We start from the raw sequence: 17,138 nt of genomic DNA, 5'->3' as shown, positions 1-17,138 counted from the left end.
CCTGAGTGTGGTCGGCGGGTCGGCGACCCGCCGCGAACAGTTCGCCGGAGACAACGTCGCCGGACGGCCGGTGGCTTCCGGGCGCGGCGCCGAGGTGGTCGGTGTGGTGCTCCCCGCGCGCCGGCCAGGGCCGTGCGTCAGGCGTCGACCGGTGCGCGGTCGAGCTCGACGACGTGGCGGAGCTGTCGCCAGCCCCGCAGGTTGCCGCGTACCGGGCCGTCGCCGTCGGCGGGCGTGGCGACGTGCTCGAGCGGTGACCAGTGCGGCGGCTCGGCCGTGACCAGGCGCTCGTAGAGCTGTTCGTCGGCGGCCAGGTCACGGCGCCCGTCGTGGGTGAGGTAGCTCACCCGGGCGCAGCGGGCCGCCGAGACGCGCTTGCGGGTCTCGACGTCCAGGTCCCCGTCCTCGGCCCGCACGTAGGGCGTGTGCCAGTCGCCGACGGCGAGCTCGACCGGCGTGCTCGCCGCGAACGCGGCGCGCATGGCCTCGGCGGCGGCGCGGATCTCGGGCTGCGCCAGCGGGCTGCAGCGCTGCTGCCAGAACCCGTCCCAGTCGGTTGCCGTGACGATCACGGTCTGCCACAGGAACGGCTCCAGCAGCCGGTTCGCCACCTGCTTGTGCACGCCGAGGTCGAGCAGGTCACGGGCGGCGGCGACCGCGGCGTCGCGGGCGGCGAGCCAGCCCGCTTCGGCCCGCTCGCGCTCCTCGCCGGTCAGCGGTGGCCCGGCCTGCATGCCGCGTTGGTTCGCGCCGAACTCGACCGGCACCGCCGGGTCGTGCAGGACCGTGTCGAGTTGGCGCTGCACCGGGATCGCCCGGGAGCTGGCGGAGTTGCGCGAGAACGCCCGGTGGGTGTTGAGCTCCGCCAACACGAAGCGGTGGAGGGTCACCTCGACGGTGGTCAGACGCACGCCGGCCGGGGAGACGCTGTCGCGCACCACCTCGGCGCGGGGGGTGCCGACGACGCCGTCGGCATCGGGGAGCGGAGCACGGACCATGGCGGACAACACCTCGCGGCGACGGCGACGCCCCATCCTACGCCCGCCCTACGCCCGCGCGGGACGCGCGCCCGACGGCGACGGGCGCCCGTGATGGATGCCCCGGGTCCACCGGTCGCGGCCGGTAGGCTCCGCGCCCCGGCAGACGGAACCGACGGGTGACCAAGGACGGGCCGCGATGAACGAGCGTGCACGGTCCGTCGCGACCGGGCTGTTCGCGGGACTCGTCCCGCTGCTCCTGCTCGACCTTGCACGCGTGCTGCAGGAGGCCATGTACACCGATCCGGGCAGCACCAGCGCCTGGTGGCCGGTGGCCTGCTTCGTCGGCGTCGGCGCCGTGGCCGCGTTCGGGGTGTCGGCTGCCCGTGGTGACCGGCTGGTGGCACTGGTCGGGATCGCCGTGCTGCTGCTCGCCGCGGTCCCCTCGGTCGCGGTGACCCCGCCCGCCTGGCTGCCGAGCCTGCCGCTGGTCACCGACACGTTCGCGTCGCAGGCGGTCGCGTTCGCGGTCGCCGGAGCCTACCTGTACGCGCTGCTGCGGGGCCCGCGGGCCTGACACGCCGGTCGCCGGTCGCCGGGTCGCCGTGGTCAGCGGACCTCGAACTCGGCACGGTCGGTGACCATCGGCGCCAGGGGCACCCCGTCGCCGCGGGTGAACTCGACGTGCAGGGTGTGCGAGCCGGCCTCGAGTTCGATCGGGAAGGTCACGCTGCCGCAGGGCGCCACGACCGTGCAGTCCTCGAGGTAGTCGACCACCACGCGCTCGCCGTTGAGCGTGACGGTGAGCCCACCGGCCTCCTCGGCGTCCGGCGGCAGGTCCTCGAGGGCGGCGTTGCCCGGGCCGATGCTGCCCCCGGCGACCGAGACCGCGACCTGGAGCGTGCCGGCCTCGATCACCGCGCCGTCCTGGGGCACGAGGATCTCGACCTCGGCGTCGGACGCCAGCGGCAGGTAGTCCGGCGGCGGGTGCCAGGCGACCGTGAGCGGCCGGTACAGCACGACCGCGCCGACCGCGGCCACCGCGACGACGGCCCAGGTCAGTGGCGAACGGGCATCGAGCTCGAGTGGCGTCAACGCCGCCGTCACCAGCCCGACGAGCACCGTCACGCCGATGGGGAAGGCCCACCCGATCCAGTCCGAGAGCCAGTAGTCGGCCAACGGCGCCAACGACGAGAGCACCGCCACCGCTGCCAACGGCAGCACCAGGTCGTCGGGGCTGCGGACCCGCAGACGGCCGAGTACCGCCAGCACGGCCACCACCACCAGGCCGAGGCTGATCGCGGTGAGCAACGCCTGCCAGGTCGAGCCCGGCCCGGCGTGGGCCACCCACGGCGTCCACGGCACCGGCGGCAGCGACGGGGCCGCCAGGAGCGCGCCGGCCGTCACAGCCGCAGGTCCACGTGCGGGTGGGAACACTCGGCGGAACGCACGGCGGACTCCTCGTGCCGGGTGGCTCGCCGACCGGGTCCTGCGCGGGGAGCGGTCGGGCACGGACGGTTAGGATAGGCCGTCGGCGGCCGTCGCCCGGGCCGCGCGCGCCCGCAGCGGATCCGACGACACGAGGCAGACGATGAGCACCTCCGAGGAGGGCACACCGGCCATGGCCATCGGCGCGGTGGTGACCGCGATGGTCACGCCGTTCACGGACGGCGGCGAGCTCGACCTCGACGGCGCGCAGCGACTGGCGCGGCACCTCGCCGACCATGGCACCGACACCGTGCTGGTCAACGGGACCACCGGTGAGTCGCCGACCCTGCACGGCGAGGCGCCCTGGGAGCTGTTGGCCGCGGTCCGCGAGGCGGTCGGCGGCGACGCCACCGTGATGATCGGCACGGGGTCGAACGACACGGCCAAGAGCGTCGCGGCGACCGCCCGGGCCGCCGACGCGGGCGCCGACGCGGTCCTCGCCGTCACCCCGTACTACAACAAGCCCCAGCAACACGGACTGGTGGCGCACTTCCGCGCCGTCGCCGAGGCCACCGAGCTGCCGGTGCTGCTCTACGACGTCCCCGCGCGCACGGTGACGACGCTGGAGCTGGCCACCACGACCGAACTGTCGGGCGTGGAGAACATCGTCGGCGTCAAGGACGCCACCGGTGACCTCGGCCGGGCCGCCGACGTCAGGCTCGCGACCCGGGGCGCGCCCGGCGGGTTCGACCTGTGGAGCGGCTCGGACGAGATGAACCTGCCGATCCTGGCCGTCGGCGGCCGCGGGCTGGTCTCGGTGAGCGCCCACCTCGTCGGTCCGGAGCTGGCCGAGATGGTGCGGGTGTTCCCGTCCGACCCGGCCCGTGCGCTCGAGTTGCACCTGCGCTGTCTGCCCCTGCACCGGGCACTGTTCACCGAACCGTCCCCCGCGCCGCTCAAGGCCGCCCTCAACGCGCTCGGACTTCCCGCCGGCCCCGTACGTGGTCCGCTGGCGGAGGCGTCCGAGGAGACCGTCAAGGCCGTGCTCGGCGCCCACGAAGCGATCGAGGCTCTGCGATGACCGGCAACGACACCGACTCCCCTCCCGTCACCGTCAGCTTTCTCGGCGGGTTGGGCGAGATCGGCCGCAACATGGCCACCATCGAGGTCGACGGCCGGCTCGCGGTCGTCGACGTCGGCGTGCTGTTCCCCGACGCCGAGCACCTCGGGGTGGACCTGATCCTGCCCGACTGGTCCAGCGTCAAGGACCGTGCCGACGACGTCGAGGCGGTCTTCCTCACGCACGGCCACCTCGACCACATCGGGGCGTTGCCCTACCTGCTGCGCGACCTCGACCGCGAGGGCGTGCCCGTCTACGGCACGCAGCTGACGATCGCGTTCGTCGAAGCGATCCTCGAGGAGTGGCCGGACCTGCCCGAGCCGCGCCTGGAGGTGATCGAACCGGCGGAGACCATCGAACAGGGCCCGTTCACCGTCGAAGCGGTCCAGGTCAGCCACTCGATCCCCGACGGGGTCGCCTACGCGTTCCGGACCCCGCACGGGCTCATCGTCCACACCGGCGACTTCAAGCTCGACCAGACCCCGATCGACAACCGCCCCACCGACATCGCCCACTTCGCCCGCCTCGGTGACGAGGGTGTCGACCTGCTGCTCGCCGACTCGACCGGTGCCGACGTGCCCGGGCACGTCGCGACCGAGCGCACCGTCGGTCGCAACGTCAAGGAGCACATCGCGGCGCAGAAGGACGGGCTGATCGTGGTCGCGTCGTTCGCCTCGCACGTGCACCGCATCCAGCAGGTGCTCGACGCCGCCGCCGAAGTGGGTCGTCGACCGGTGTTCGTCGGACGCTCGATGGTCCGCAACATGGGCATCGCGCAGGAGCTCGAGTACCTCGACTTCGACCACGACTCGGTCGTCGAGCTCCACGAGGTCGACCGCTACGACCGTCGTCAGCTGATCGTCATCTCCACCGGGTCGCAGGGGGAGCCGTTCAGCGCGCTGTCGCTGATGGGCGCCGGTGACCACAAGCACCTCGAGGTGGGCGAGGGCGACCTGGTGATCCTGGCCAGCAGCCTCATCCCCGGCAACGAGCAGGCCGTCTACCGCTCCATCAACAACCTCTCGCGTCGCGGCTGCAAGGTCGTGCACAAGGGCGTCGCACCGGTGCACGTCTCCGGTCACGCCTCGCGCGAGGAGCTGCTGCTGTTCCACAACGTGGTCGAGCCGGAGTACTTCGTGCCCGTCCACGGCGAGCACCGGCACCTGCGGGCGCACGGCGAGATCGCCGAGCAGACCGGAGCGTTGCCCGAGCACGTGCTGATCTGCGAGGACGGCGACACGGTCGTGCTCGAGGACGGCGTCGTGACGCGCGGCGAGCCGGTGACCACCAGCCATGTCTACATCGACGGTCTGCTCGACGACGTCGGCCCGGCGCTGCTGCGCGACCGGCGCCGGATCGGTGAGGACGGGATCTGCGTCTGCGTGGTCGCGGTCGACACCCACGACGGCGGCGTCGTCGGCGACGTCGTGGTCACGCAGAAGGGTGTGGTGTTCCACGGCACGGAGGAGGACATCCTCGAGCAGGCCAAGCAGGCGGTCGACCGGGAACTCGCCAGCCTCACCCGCGTGAAGTTCCAGGACCCGCAGGTGGTGCAGCGTCACGTCGTGCAGGCACTGGGGACGTTCTGGCGGTCCGAGACGGGCCGCCGCCCGTTCATCCTGCCGGTCGTGCGCGAGGCCTGAGCCCGCGTCCGCCTGCCCCCACGTGGCCCTGCCGAACGTGTAGTTCCATGCTTGTGTGCGCCCGTTATCCTCGGTGCGCTCGCCCGGCGTGTGCCGGACCGGCCCGACACGGGCACGAGCACGTGAGGAGCTGGGAACCCGAGTGGCGTCCACCACGAAGAATCCGCCGAAGAAGTCGCGGGGCAAGCCTGCCGCGCGACGGCCGTCGCGTGGCAGTTCGTCGCGCAGCGGCTCGTCCCGTGGTGGCTCGAGCCGCAGCGCCGGTGGGGGGAGCGGCAGGGGGAGCAGCAGCAAGGGCGGCAGCACCCGCCGTCAGGGGCCGGCCAGCAAGGCCGGCAGCGCCCTGGGCGGGCATCTGGCGGCCCAGAAGCAGGACGCCGTCGGCATCCTGCTGATCCTGCTCGGCGTGCTGACCGGCATGGGGACCTACGCCGACGTCGCCGGTCCGGTCGGCAACTTCCTGGAAGCCGTCTCGCTCGGCCTGCTCGGCCTGCTCGGGTACGCCGTACCGGTCCTGCTGGCCTGGTTCGGGATGCTCGTGCTGCTGGGCCGCCCGAGTCCGGAGATCGGGCGCATCGGGGTCGGCTCGCTCGTCCTCGGCGTCGGTGTGCTCGGTGGCCTGCACCTGATCGCCGGTGGTCCCGAGCCCTCCGAGGGCATCCGGGGCCTGTGGCTCGCCGGCGGCCTGCTCGGGTGGGCGGTCGGACGGCCGCTGACGGCCGCCCTGTCGGTGTGGGGGGCGGCGGCCGTCGTCGTCGCCCTGATCGCCCTCGGGCTGCTCGTGGTCACCAAGACCCCGTTCTCGGCCGTCGTCGAGGCGATCAAGGGCCTGTTCGTCCGCGAGCCCGCCGACGCGGACGACGTCGGCGAGAACGAGGACGAGGACGACGACGCGACCCAGCAGATCGCCTCCCGACCCGCCCGACGCCGCCGATCCGACGCCGACGCCGTGGACGACGCGACGCCGGCCGCCAAGCGCCGCAGCGGCAGTCGCCGGCGGACGACCGAACCCGGCGACGCGGACCCGCAGGCCGACGAGCCGACCGAGGCCATCCCGGCCACACCGGTCCGGGCGACCCTGGCGAACAAGGCCTTCGAGCAGCCGGAGCTCGACGAGGATCGCGGCGGCGCTCGCCACGCCGACACCGACGACGGGGACGGCTCGACGGCCGCCGACCGCCTCGCCGGCCGGGCCCCCGATCCGCCGGTCGAGCGCGCCCGGGTGCCCGTCGACCCGGCGACGCTCAAGGCCAGCCCGGTGTCGCCCGTGCAGTCGTGGGACGACTACCAGCTTCCCAGCATGGACCTGCTCGCCGCCGGCAAGAAGCTGGGCAAGGAGTCCACCCGCACCATCGAGGCGCAGACCGCCGCGCTGCAGGAGACCTTCGACCAGTTCGGGATCGACGCCACCGTCGCCCGCTGGTCACGGGGCCCGACCGTCACCCGGTTCGAGATCGAGCTCGGCCCCGGCGTGCAGGTCAAGAAGGTCGCCAACATGGGCGACGACATCGCCTATGCGCTGGCCGCCCCCGACGTGCGCATCGTCGCGCCGATCCCCGGCAAGTCCGCCATCGGCGTCGAGGTCCCCAACCGCCAGCGCGACCTCATCACGCTCGGCGACATCCTGCGCTCCGACGAGGCGCAGCGCGACCCGCACCCGCTCACCGTCGCCATGGGCGTGGACATCGCCGGCAACCCGGCGCTGGTCAACCTCGCCACCATGCCGCACCTGCTGGTCTCGGGCGCCACCGGCTCCGGCAAGTCGGTGACCCTCAACGGCATGATCACCTCCATCATCATGCGCGCCCGCCCCGACCAGGTGCGGATGATCCTCATCGACCCCAAGCGCGTCGAGCTCAACGGCTACGAGGGCACCCCGCACCTGCTCTCCCCGGTCGTCACCGACCCCCGCCGGGCCGCCGACGCCGTGCAGTGGTGCGTCAAGGAGATGGAGCAACGCTACGAGCTGCTGGCGCTGCTCGGCTTCCGCAACATCGACGGCTACAACGACGCCGTCCGCGCCGGCGAGGTGCCGCTGCGTGAGGGGCCGTTGGGCGAGGACGGGGTGCCCACGCAGATCGAGCCCGAGGAGCTGCCCTACATCCTGCTGGTCATCGACGAGCTCGCCGACCTCATGCTGGTCGCCCCGCGCGACGTCGAGGACGCGATCTGTCGCATCGCCCAGATGGCCCGCGCCGTCGGCATCCACATGGTCATCGCCACGCAGCGGCCGTCGGTCGACGTCATCACCGGCCTGATCAAGGCCAACATCCCGTCGCGGCTCGCGCTGGCGGTCGCCTCGCAGACCGACTCGCGCACCATCCTCGACATGGGTGGGGCGGAGAAGCTGGTCGGCAAGGGCGACATGCTGTTCCTGCCCGCCAGCCAGGGCAAGCCGTCCCGGCTCCAGGGCTGCTGGGTCACCGAGCGCGAGGTCCTCGCCGCGGTCACGTTCTGCAAGCAGCAGCGCGAGGCCGAGTTCGAGGAGACGGTCGTCAAGACCGGCGACGACGCCGAGCGGGTCGACTCCGCCCGCTCCGGCGACGACGACTCCGACGAGGCCCTGCTGCGCCGGGCGGCCGAACAGGTCGTGGTGTCCGGGCTCGGGTCCACCTCGATGCTCCAGCGCAAGCTGCGCATCGGGTTCGCGCGCGCCGGGCGGCTCATGGACGAGCTCGAGGAGCTCGGGGTGGTCGGACCCAGCGAGGGTTCCAAGGCCCGCGACGTGCTGTGGACCCCCGAACAGCTCGACGAGGCCCGCGCCGCCGGCCACATGTAGGCCCTCGGTCCGCGCCGGGCCCCGGGGACGGCGGAATCCGGGGCGGACGCCGGGTGGGGCGCCAGGGTGCGGCTCGTCAGCGCCGAGTCAGGGTGCCGCTCGTCAGCGCCGAGTCAGGGTGCCGCTCGTCAGCGCCGAGTCAGGGTGCCGCTCGTCAGCGCCGAGTCAGGGTGCCGCTCGTCAGCGCCGAGTCAGGGTGCCGCTCGTCAGCGCCAACGAAACTCGCCGGTGGCCTGGGAGCGCTCGCCCTTGTACTGGCGGCGGGCGTTGGTGAACGCCAGGTAGGCGCCCACGCCCAGCGCGCCGTAGAGCAGCAGACCGACCTGCTGACGGGGCGTCTCCGCGATCTGGTAGCGATCCGAGGTACCCGCCCCGTGGTCGCCGACAGGAGCCTCCTCGGCGGTCTCCGTCGTGGCGGGGTCCTCGGCGGCCGACACCGGGCCAGCGACGAGGAACACGGCCGCCAGGGCGGCGGCCGACGAACGCAGCAGCTTGGAGGTCTTCATGCGCGCATCGTAGCCACGTGAGCGCGCGATCACGGCATCCGGTGTGCGCCCCGGGGCCGCCGGGGCGGGCCCCGCACGACCTGCCCCGACCTGCGGCGGCCGGACGCCCGGGGACGGCTCGTGCGACGACCGGGGGGTGGTCCTAGGCTCGCGTCGTTCACCGGAGCAGCAGGCTCCCGAGGACGTCGTGGATGGGAGGCCGGCCGGGCGTGGGTACGGGTATCGGCGAGACACTGCGCGCCGCACGGCAGGAGCAGGGACGCTCCGTCTCCGATCTCGCCGAGCGACTACGGACCCGCAGCGACTACCTGCGCGCGCTGGAGGACGAGCACTTCGAGGTCTTCGGCGGGGCGATCTACGCCAAGGGCTTCCTGCGCAACTACGCCACCGAGCTCGGACTCGATCCGCAGCCGTTGCTCGACGAGTACCGCCGCCAGGACGGTGAGCCCGCGGTGGCGAGCGGGGTCGTCGGTTCGAGCGCGGTGGGTGGTCCGTCGTCGGGTTCCGGGCCGCCGCCCTGGGTCGCGTGGGTCCTGGTCGCCGTGGTGGTGCTCGCCGCCTTCGCCTTCCTGAGCACGCTCGGATCGGGCCGCGCTCCGCAACCGGCCGGACAGGTGCCGATCTCCCCGCCGCCGGCGCCCGTGCCCTCCGAGCAGCCGGCGGCCGAGGACGCGCCGGAACCGGACACCGGGGCAGCCAACGCCGATGGCGACGGCGACGGCGGCGCCGCGTCGGCGTCGGACACCGAGGAGGAGGCCGAGCCGGTCGTCGAGGGCGTCGAGGTCCTGCTCGCCCTCGAGGAGAGCTCGTGGATGCGGGTGACCATCGACGGTTCGGTGGTGCTCGAGCAGACGGTCGAGGCCGGCGTGACCCGCGACTTCGAGGGTGAGGACGAGATCCGTGTCCGGCTCGGCAACGCCGGCGGCATCCGGGCCCAGGTCAACGGCGAGGAGGTCGACTCGCTCGGTGCGCGTGGGCAGGTGGTCGAGGTGGTGTTCACTGCCGACGGTGTCGCGACGGACTGAACGCCGGCGCGCCCACCGGCCACCACCACCGCATCGGCCACCACGGCGCCCGCGTGCCGCCCGTCGCCCCGGTTCCTTCGCGCTCCACCGTCCTGCCGAGGTCCCTGTCTTGTCAGCATCCGCATCCACCGACACCTACCGCGTCGCCGTGGTCACCCTCGGCTGCGGCCGCAACGAGGTCGACTCCGAGCAGCTCGCCGGGTTGTTCCACCGCGAGGGCAACGCGGTCGTCGATGATCCGCTCGACGCCGACGTGGTCCTGGTCAACACCTGCACCTTCATCGCCCCGGCCAAGCAGGAGTCGATCGACACGGTCCTCGAGGCGTGCCAGCTCAAGGACGAGGGCAGCGCCCGCGCGGTGCTGGTCGTCGGATGCATGGCCCAGCGCTACCCGCACGAGCTCGCCGAGGCCATCCCCGAGGCCGACGCAATCGTCGGGTTCGACGGCTACGCCACGTTGCCGTCGGTCGTCGGGGACGTGCTGGCCGGACGGCAGATCGACCGGGTCGTCGGTGTCGGCGACTCCCACCCCGGGGCCCGGCCCGTGCGACGCGACCTGCCGCTGATGGTCGCTCCCGTCGGCGCGTCGCCCACCGCACACCCACCGAGCGCACCGGTGACCGCACCGGTCACGACCCCGGAGCGCGCGCGGTCCGAACCGTCGGTGCCCTCGACCGCCGCGGATCTCGACGAGCTCGCCCTCGGACTGCGTGCGCTCGAGCTGCCGCCCGAGGCGCCGCGGACGGCGCTCGCGCCCGGCACCGCACAGGACCTGCTCGACCGGGTGCCCGACTCGGGACCCCGGTTCCCCGTGCGCCTGCCGCAGACCGGCGGGGTCCCGCGGCCGTGGGCCTACCTGAAGATCGCCTCGGGGTGCGACCGCATCTGCACCTTCTGCGCCATCCCGTCGTTCCGCGGCCGGTTCCGCAGCCGCCCGCTCGACGAGGTGCTCGCCGAGGCCGCCTGGCTGGTCGAGGGCGGGGCGCGCGAACTCGTGCTGGTCAGCGAGAACACGACCTCGTGGGGCAAGGACCTGCCCGGCGGGCGCAGGCTGCAGGCGACCCTGCTGCGGGAGCTGTCGGCCATCGACGACCTCGAGCGCCTGCGGTTGATGTACCTGCAGCCGGCGGAGCTGACCCTGCCCCTGCTCGAAACCATGGCGGAGCTGCCCAAGGTCGCGTCCTACTTCGACCTGTCGTTGCAGCACGTCTCGGGCCCGGTGGTCCAGGCGATGGCCCGCTCCGGCGACCCGGAGCGGTTCGGGGCGTTGATCGAGCGGATCCGCGGCCTCGATCCGCAGGCCGTCTTCCGGTCGAACTTCATCCTCGGGTTCCCCGGCGAGACCGAGGCGGACGTCGCGGCTCTCGAGACGTTCCTGGCCGAGCACGTGCTCGACTGGGTCGGGCTGTTCCCGTTCAGCGTCGAGGACGGCACCCCGTCGGCCGACTTCGACGCCCAGGTGCCGGCCGAGGTGGCCGAACACCGACTGGCGCGGGTCGGGGAGTTGCAGGAGCGTCTCGCCGACGAGGCCAGCCGTCGATTCGTCGGCCGCGAACTGGACGTGATCGTGCAGGAACGCCCCGAGGACGGTGACGAGGAGATCGCCGCGACGCTCGCACGTTCCTATCGTGAGGCACCGGACACGGACGGGGAGATCGAGGTGGTGGACGACCAGGGTCGCGCGGCCGACCTCGCCGTCGGTGCCCGGGCACGGGTGCAGGTGATCGACACGGTCGGTGTCGACCTGGTCGCGCGCCTGGTCGAGGCCCGCGCGTGACCGAGCCGCCTCCGCCGCGCGACGGCGAGCCGAATCTCGCCCCGGCATCTCGGTCGGCAGGCGCGGCGGGCGCGCAGGGCGGGACCGAGCCGCACTGGCTCAACGTGCCGAATCTGCTGACCTTCCTGCGCGCGCTGCTGGTCCCGGTGATCCTGTGGCTGCTGGCGGTCGAGGGCGACACGGCCCGCTGGTGGGCGTTCGGCGTGTTCGTCTTCGCCGCGGCCACCGACTCGATCGACGGGTGGGTCGCGAGACGGTGGCACGGGGTGACCCGCTGGGGCGAGTTGGCCGACCCGATCGCCGACAAGCTGCTGATCATCGGGTCGCTGGCGAGTCTCGCGCTGGTCGGTGAGCTGCCGTGGTGGGCCGTCAACGTGATCGTCGCCCGCGAGGTGGCGGTCACCGCGTTGCGGGTCCGGCTGGTGCGCCGGTTGGACCTGGTGATGCCGGCCAGTCACTGGGGCAAGGCCAAGACCGTCTCGCAGGTGGTGGCCGTCGCCGCGTACCTGTCACCGGGCGTGCCGGCGAACGTGGCCGACCCGTTGCTCGGCGTCGCCGTCGTGCTCACCATCTGGTCCGGTATCGAATACGCGTTCCGCGCCGGGCGGTTGGCCCGGGGGCGGCGGGAGGAATCGACGACGTGAAGCAGGACGCAAGCGGACCGGCCGGCACGATCGACGGCCTCGAGATCCGCCCCGCCGGCGAGCCCGCCCGGGCCGCCGTGGTGTCCGTGGGAAGCGAGCTGCTGCTCGGGGACCTCGTCGACACCAACGCCGCCTGGGTGTCCTCGAAGCTGCGCGACATGGGCGTCGAGGTCGTGCACCACGTCGCGGTCCGCGACGACACCGAGGAGTTCGTCGAGGTACTCGCCTGGTTGGCCGAGCGGGTCCACGTGATCGTCTGCGGTGGTGGGCTCGGTCCGACCTCCGACGACCGCACGCGTGCGGCGATCGCGGCAGCGGCCGGCGTCGCCCTCGAGCACCACGACGACCTCGAGGAGGCGATCCTGCAACGCTTCGCCTCGATGGGGCGGCGCATGCCCCCACAGAACGCCAAGCAGGCCGGCATCCCGCGCGGCGCGCGGCCGTTCCCGCCGGTCGGTACCGCGCCCGGGTTCGCACTCACCCTCGCGAGCCCCAAGCCCACCCGGGTGTACGCGCTACCGGGCGTGCCGTGGGAGCTGCAGCAACTGTTCCACCGCGACGTCGCGCCGGAGCTGCAGGCGCTGGCCGGCGCACGCGCCACCGTCACCCGGGTCGTGCACGTCATCGGCATGGGCGAGTCCGACGTCGCCCAGGTCGTCGAGCCGATCGCCGGCGACCGCGACGGGGTGACGTTGTCGTACCTGGCGCGCAGCCACGAGATCCAGGTGCGCCTGACCGTCAGCGCGGACGACGTCGGAGCGGCCCGCGGCGCGTCCCAGCCCCTGCTCGACGAGGTCATCGACGCGCTCGGTGGTGCCGTGGCCGGTCTGGACGACGAACAGCTCGAGGACGTGGTCCTGCGGCTGCTCGGGGACCGTGGCGAGACCGTCGCGACCGCGGAGTCGGCGACCGCCGGCGACATCGCCGCCAGGTTGGGCGCCGTGCCGGGTGCGTCGCACGGTCTGGTCGGCGGCATGGTCGTCTACGACACCGAGATCAAGCACGACGTGCTCGGGGTCGACCGGGAGCTGCTCGACGAGCACGGGCCGGTCAGCGAGGCCGTGACCCGCGCGATCGCCCAGCTCGCCCGCGAGCGGTTCGGTGCCGACTGGGGGATCGGGGTCACCGGCTGTGCCGGCCCGACCGAACAGAACGGCCAACCCGTCGGGACCGCGTTCTGGGCCCTGGCTCACCCCGACGGGCACGTGGAGGTGCACGGACGGCAGATCCCCGGCGACCGCGGGCAGATCATCAAGCGGCTCGGCAGCGCCGGACTCGACCTGTTGCGACGTCGGTTGCAGGAACGCTGAGCGGCTCGGCGTGCGCCTGTTCGTCGCCCTCCCCGTGCCCTCGGCGTTGCGCGAGGCGGTGACCCGCGCCACCGCGCCGCTGCGCGAGGGGGGCGGGCAGGAATCGGTGCGCTGGACCCGGCCCGAGGCCTGGCACCTGACGCTGGCCTTCCTCGGCGCGACGCCCGACGACCGGCTCGCCGAGGTGCGAGCCGCGCTCGACCGGGTCGCCGCCGGGACCGCGTCGATCGACCTGCGCTCGGCCGACGCGGGACGCTTCGGCCGCCGGGTGCTGTGGCTGGGGGTCGACGACGACCCGCCGGGAGCGGTGGCGCGCCTGGGCGGGCTGGTGCAGTCGTCGCTGGCCGACGCCCACCTCCCGGTGCAGCGGCAGCCGGTGCACCCGCACGTCACGCTCGCCCGCGCCGGCGGGCGTCGGGGCCACGAGCGTCACGACGTCGACGAGGCGCTGGTCGCGCGCGTGGACGCGGCACTGACCGCGGGCGTCCCGCAGCCGGTCGCGTGGCGCGCGACGGCGCTCGAGCTCTGGTCGTCGCGCCTGGGGCGCGGCCCGGCCCGGTACGCGGTCGAACACGTCGCGCGGCTCGCCACCTGACGGACGGACGGTTCAGCGGGGGGTGTGGGCGTCGCGCTCCGCACGCTGCTCGGGCGCGGCCTCGTCGGCCGGGGTGGCGTCGGCGAGCCGGTCGGCGACCTGCGGGTCCACCGCCCGGGCGCCGTCGACGCCGTTGCGGCCGCTGTCGCGTGGCACCGACGCGGGCAGGGGACGCTCGTTCGCCCGGAGGTCGGCCAGCACCTCCCAGATCCGGTCGAACACCAGCTTGGTCTGCCGGGCGTCGTAGAGCGCGCCGTGGGCCTGGTCCTTGTCGTGGGGGATGCCCAGCGCCGCGCAGGTCTTGGCGAGGCTGCGTGGCGCCTCCGGTCCGGCGGCGATCAGCGGCAGCGCGAGCGTCTCCACGTCGAGCAGATGGTGGTCCCAGGTGGGCGTGAGACCGAGCTTGCGGCACATGCGGTCGAGGTGCTGCGCGTCGAAGTCCGGCACCGCGCCCACCAGGACCGCGTCCTGCGCGTCCTCGAGGAACAGCGTCAGCCATTCGGCGGCCGGTGTCTTGTCCTGCGGGGCGATGCGGTCGTGGTAGCGCGTGAGCGAGAGCGCGTCGGCGTCGGCGCCGTCCACGGTGTGCTGGGGGAAGAACTGCCGTTCCAGTTCGCGGCCGTCCTCGAAGCGCACGATCCAGGACACCTCGGTCAGCTCGTGACGTTCGTGGTCGAGGCCCGTCGCCTCGGTGTCGACGAACACGAACCGGGTCCGGCCGCTGCGGCGACCGGTCGCGGGCACGGGCGCAGGAGTGGTGGGATCGTCGGCCATGCGGTGGCGCCTTCGGAGGAAGTGGGGCTTCGAGCGGGCCGCACGCCGGAGGTCACGAGCGGGCCCGGGGGTCGTTCCCCACCGTAGCCGGCGGGTCCGACGCGTCACCGCCCGACACGCGGCCGCCCGTGGACAGCCCCGGACGGCACGGCACGGGGCGACCGCACGACGCGGATGCTGGCGACCGAACACGCGTTCGGATACGGTCGTCGTCCACAGCGCAGCGGACGCGGTCCTCGGTCGTGTCCCAGCCGGCCCGTACCGTGACGGCCGCTGGAGCGACGACCCTGGCGCGACACCGTTTCCGACGACCTGACGCAGACGACGTCACGCAGACGTGATGCAGACGACGTGACGCAGACGACGCCCGGCACCTCGCCCGTACCGCACCGACACCATCGCGCCCGCGCATGCCGGGCAGACCCGGGAGGCACCCGTGGACAAGGACAAGGCCCTCGACCTGGCACTGGCCAACATCGAGAAGCAGTTCGGCAAGGGCTCGCTGATGAAGCTCGGGGACGATGCCGCCGTGCAGGTGGCCGCGATCCCGACCGGGGCGCTCTCCCTGGACCTCGCACTGGGGATCGGCGGGCTGCCCAAGGGGCGCGTCGTGGAGATCTACGGTCCGGAGAGCTCGGGCAAGACCAGCCTGGCCCTGCACGCCGTGGCGGAGGCACAGAAGGCGGGCGGCATCGCGGCCTTCATCGACGCCGAGCATGCGCTCGACCCGGTGTACGCCAAGGCCCTGGGGGTCGACATCAACGAGTTGCTGGTGTCCCAGCCCGACACCGGTGAGCAGGCCCTCGAGATCGCCGACATGCTGGTGCGCTCCAACGCGGTCGACATCGTGGTCATCGACTCGGTCGCGGCGCTCACGCCCCGTGCGGAGATCGAGGGCGAGATGGGCGACAGCCACGTCGGCCTGCAGGCCCGCCTGATGTCGCAGGCCCTGCGCAAGCTGTCGGGATCGCTGCACCGGTCCAACACCTGCGCGGTCTTCATCAACCAGTTGCGCGAGAAGATCGGGGTGATGTTCGGCTCGCCCGAGACCACCCCGGGTGGACGCGCGCTGAAGTTCTACAGCTCGGTCCGTCTCGACGTGCGCCGGATCGAGACGCTCAAGGACGGCACCGAGGCGGTGGGCAACCGTGTGCGCGTGAAGGTGGTCAAGAACAAGGTCGCGCCGCCGTTCCGCCAGGCGGAGTTCGACATCCTCTACGGCGAGGGCATCAGCCGCGAGGGATCGCTCATCGACGTCGGCGTCGAGGAGAGCATCATCCGCAAGGCCGGGGCTTGGTACACCTACGACGGTGAGCAGCTCGGGCAGGGCAAGGAGAACGCGCGCAAGTTCCTGCGTGAGCACGTCGACGTGGCGCAGGAGATCGAGAAGAAGGTCAAGGACAAGCTCGGGGTGAACCCGCTCGCCGCCGACGAGCTCGGCACGCTCGACGAGCTGGACTGACCACCATGGCCGACGACGCGACCGATCCGGTTCCCTTCCAGGACGCCGAGGCCTGGCTGGCCGCCCGAGGGGTGCGACGCGACCCGATCCGGGTACCGCTGACGCCTCCTGACGCTCCGACGCCCGCCGACCCGCCCCGCCGCACCGATGGCGCCGGGCCCGACGCCGTGGACCCGTCCACGCTCGCCGAACCGGCGCCGTCTGCGCCCGCCGAGCCGGTTGCCGCCACGTTCGTCGACTCGGGGTCGAGCGTCACGGGCGGCGGCCCGGCACCCGGTGCGCGCGAGGCGGGCCGGCTCGCCGGCGACGCCCTCGACGAGGCGGTGCGCCGCGCCGACGAGCGGGCCGCGCGTCCCGATCCGTCCGCGCCGCGACTCGAGGACGACGTCGCCGAGGCGGTCGCGTTCCTGCGCCGGTCGACCGCCATGGCACCGCAGAGCGAGTCGCGGCTGCGCACGAAGCTGCGTGAGCGCGAGACCCCGCACGCGGTGGTCGAGTTGGCCCTGACCCAGGCCCGCCGGGAACGGCTGGTCGACGACGCGGCGATGGTCGGCGCACTCGTGGAGGAACGACGTCGCAAGGGCCATGCGCCGGCCCGGATCCGGCGGGATCTGCGCCAGCGCGGGTTCGACGAGGCACTGCTCGACGCGGCCCTCGCGCCGGCCGAGCAGGAGGACGCCGAGGCCGCGGCCTACGCCCTGGCGCAGGAGAAGGCCCAGCGGTGCACCGGGCTGGCGCCCGAGGCCGCGTTCCGTCGGGTGGCCGCCCACGTCGTCCGTCGCGGCTATCCGGAGGGGTTGGCCCGCAAGGTGGCACGCGAAGCGGTGTTCACCGCCCGCGACGCGGAGCGCACCGCCGGGCACTGACCGCCATCCGTCGCGCTCGGCTCACCTCGGTGCGCGCCGTCGTGCCGCGGGCGCCGTCGCCCGCTGCCGTCGCCCCGCTGTGGCGGTCCTGCGCGCGTGTGCGGGTGTCGCGGTTTCGCCGGCGTGCGGGTTCGCCACGCCTGCCGCTCGGCCAGTGGCCCGGGCCGTGCCACCCGGTGACCCCGGACGCCGGGACCGGTCGGTGCGGTCGTCGGTCGCGGGCGGATGCGGT

At 73.4% G+C, this 17,138-nt stretch carries 15 protein-coding genes; 11 read left to right on the top strand and 4 right to left on the bottom strand.

Annotation, left to right across the window (positions count from 1 at the left end; genetic code table 11):
* Positions 1–137 precede the first annotated feature (137 nt).
* Positions 138–998 carry an FAD-dependent thymidylate synthase gene (locus ELR47_RS14195; protein WP_165404100.1) on the bottom strand — a complete coding sequence of 287 codons (861 nt, stop codon included), beginning with the start codon at positions 996–998 and terminating at the stop codon, positions 138–140.
* A 178-nt stretch (positions 999–1,176) separates the two neighbouring features.
* On the opposite strand from ELR47_RS14195, the gene ELR47_RS14190 reads away from it, so the two are divergent.
* Positions 1,177–1,554 carry a hypothetical protein gene (locus tag ELR47_RS14190; protein WP_130650482.1) on the top strand — a complete coding sequence of 126 codons (378 nt, stop codon included), beginning with the start codon at positions 1,177–1,179 and terminating at the stop codon, positions 1,552–1,554.
* Between the two features lie 32 nt (positions 1,555–1,586).
* Here ELR47_RS14190 and ELR47_RS14185 read toward each other — a convergent pair whose 3' ends face one another.
* Complete coding sequence (locus ELR47_RS14185) at positions 1,587–2,384, bottom strand: hypothetical protein (RefSeq protein WP_130650481.1); 798 nt, start codon at positions 2,382–2,384, stop codon at positions 1,587–1,589.
* A 184-nt stretch (positions 2,385–2,568) separates the two neighbouring features.
* On the opposite strand from ELR47_RS14185, the gene dapA reads away from it, so the two are divergent.
* The 3 genes from dapA (at position 2,569) to ELR47_RS14170 (ending at position 7,947) form a co-directional block, all read left to right on the top strand.
* Complete coding sequence (dapA, locus tag ELR47_RS14180; RefSeq protein WP_130650480.1) at positions 2,569–3,486, top strand: 4-hydroxy-tetrahydrodipicolinate synthase; 918 nt, start codon at positions 2,569–2,571, stop codon at positions 3,484–3,486.
* Complete coding sequence (locus ELR47_RS14175; RefSeq protein ID WP_130650479.1) at positions 3,483–5,168, top strand: ribonuclease J; 1,686 nt, start codon at positions 3,483–3,485, stop codon at positions 5,166–5,168. The genes dapA and ELR47_RS14175 overlap by 4 nt, the downstream gene beginning before the upstream one ends.
* 142 nt (positions 5,169–5,310) lie before the next feature.
* The gene (locus tag ELR47_RS14170) at positions 5,311–7,947 is read left to right on the top strand and encodes a DNA translocase FtsK (RefSeq protein ID WP_130650478.1); all 2,637 of its coding nucleotides are present in this window, start codon (positions 5,311–5,313) and stop codon (positions 7,945–7,947) included.
* 206 nt (positions 7,948–8,153) lie between these two features.
* On the opposite strand, the gene ELR47_RS14165 is transcribed toward ELR47_RS14170, so the two are convergent.
* A complete protein-coding gene (locus ELR47_RS14165) occupies positions 8,154–8,453 on the bottom strand; it encodes a hypothetical protein (protein WP_130650477.1) in 300 nt (99 codons plus the stop codon).
* 191 nt (positions 8,454–8,644) lie between these two features.
* Here ELR47_RS14165 and ELR47_RS14160 point away from each other — a divergent pair, with 191 nt between their 5' ends.
* From ELR47_RS14160 to thpR, 5 genes are all read left to right on the top strand, one after another.
* Entirely contained in the window at positions 8,645–9,478 is an 834-nt protein-coding gene (locus ELR47_RS14160) for a helix-turn-helix domain-containing protein (RefSeq protein ID WP_130650476.1), read from the top strand.
* 109 nt (positions 9,479–9,587) lie between these two features.
* Positions 9,588–11,255 carry a MiaB/RimO family radical SAM methylthiotransferase gene (locus tag ELR47_RS14155; protein ID WP_130650475.1) on the top strand — a complete coding sequence of 556 codons (1,668 nt, stop codon included), beginning with the start codon at positions 9,588–9,590 and terminating at the stop codon, positions 11,253–11,255.
* Positions 11,252–11,899, top strand: a complete 648-nt coding sequence (pgsA, locus tag ELR47_RS14150) for a CDP-diacylglycerol--glycerol-3-phosphate 3-phosphatidyltransferase (RefSeq protein ID WP_130650474.1) — start codon at positions 11,252–11,254, stop codon at positions 11,897–11,899. Before ELR47_RS14155 ends, pgsA begins: the two co-directional genes overlap by 4 nt.
* Complete coding sequence (locus ELR47_RS14145; protein ID WP_165404099.1) at positions 11,896–13,209, top strand: CinA family nicotinamide mononucleotide deamidase-related protein; 1,314 nt, start codon at positions 11,896–11,898, stop codon at positions 13,207–13,209. The genes pgsA and ELR47_RS14145 overlap by 4 nt, the downstream gene beginning before the upstream one ends.
* A 10-nt stretch (positions 13,210–13,219) precedes the next feature.
* Complete coding sequence (gene thpR, locus ELR47_RS14140; RefSeq protein WP_130650472.1) at positions 13,220–13,804, top strand: RNA 2',3'-cyclic phosphodiesterase; 585 nt, start codon at positions 13,220–13,222, stop codon at positions 13,802–13,804.
* A gap of 12 nt (positions 13,805–13,816) precedes the next feature.
* On the opposite strand, the gene ELR47_RS14135 is transcribed toward thpR, so the two are convergent.
* Positions 13,817–14,578, bottom strand: coding sequence for a 3'-5' exonuclease (locus ELR47_RS14135; protein ID WP_130650471.1), 762 nt, complete (start codon positions 14,576–14,578; stop codon positions 13,817–13,819).
* A 436-nt stretch (positions 14,579–15,014) separates the two neighbouring features.
* On the opposite strand from ELR47_RS14135, the gene recA reads away from it, so the two are divergent.
* On the top strand, positions 15,015–16,040 hold the full coding sequence (gene recA, locus ELR47_RS14130) for a recombinase RecA (protein WP_165404098.1): 1,026 nt from the start codon (positions 15,015–15,017) through the stop codon (positions 16,038–16,040).
* Between the two features lie 5 nt (positions 16,041–16,045).
* Entirely contained in the window at positions 16,046–16,906 is an 861-nt protein-coding gene (locus tag ELR47_RS14125) for a regulatory protein RecX (RefSeq protein ID WP_130650469.1), read from the top strand.
* The last annotated feature ends 232 nt before the right edge of the window (positions 16,907–17,138 follow it).

The sequence above is a fragment of the Egicoccus halophilus genome (assembly GCF_004300825.1).
Classification (GTDB): domain Bacteria; phylum Actinomycetota; class Nitriliruptoria; order Nitriliruptorales; family Nitriliruptoraceae; genus Egicoccus; species Egicoccus halophilus.
The sequence above is the reverse complement of the archived record's forward strand: the minus strand, read 5'-3'. Positions and strand labels throughout refer to the sequence as shown.

What these genes read in the sequence shown, in the direction of transcription:
- ELR47_RS14195 (WP_165404100.1), bottom strand. Translation starts at nt 998, where the DNA reads ATGGTCCGTGCTCCGCTCCCCGATGCCGACGGCGTCGTCGGCACCCCC.
- ELR47_RS14190 (WP_130650482.1), top strand. Translation starts at nt 1,177, where the DNA reads ATGAACGAGCGTGCACGGTCCGTCGCGACCGGGCTGTTCGCGGGACTC.
- dapA (WP_130650480.1), top strand. Translation starts at nt 2,569, where the DNA reads ATGAGCACCTCCGAGGAGGGCACACCGGCCATGGCCATCGGCGCGGTG.
- ELR47_RS14175 (WP_130650479.1), top strand. Translation starts at nt 3,483, where the DNA reads ATGACCGGCAACGACACCGACTCCCCTCCCGTCACCGTCAGCTTTCTC.
- ELR47_RS14165 (WP_130650477.1), bottom strand. Translation starts at nt 8,453, where the DNA reads ATGAAGACCTCCAAGCTGCTGCGTTCGTCGGCCGCCGCCCTGGCGGCC.
- ELR47_RS14160 (WP_130650476.1), top strand. Translation starts at nt 8,645, where the DNA reads ATGGGAGGCCGGCCGGGCGTGGGTACGGGTATCGGCGAGACACTGCGC.
- ELR47_RS14135 (WP_130650471.1), bottom strand. Translation starts at nt 14,578, where the DNA reads ATGGCCGACGATCCCACCACTCCTGCGCCCGTGCCCGCGACCGGTCGC.
- ELR47_RS14125 (WP_130650469.1), top strand. Translation starts at nt 16,046, where the DNA reads ATGGCCGACGACGCGACCGATCCGGTTCCCTTCCAGGACGCCGAGGCC.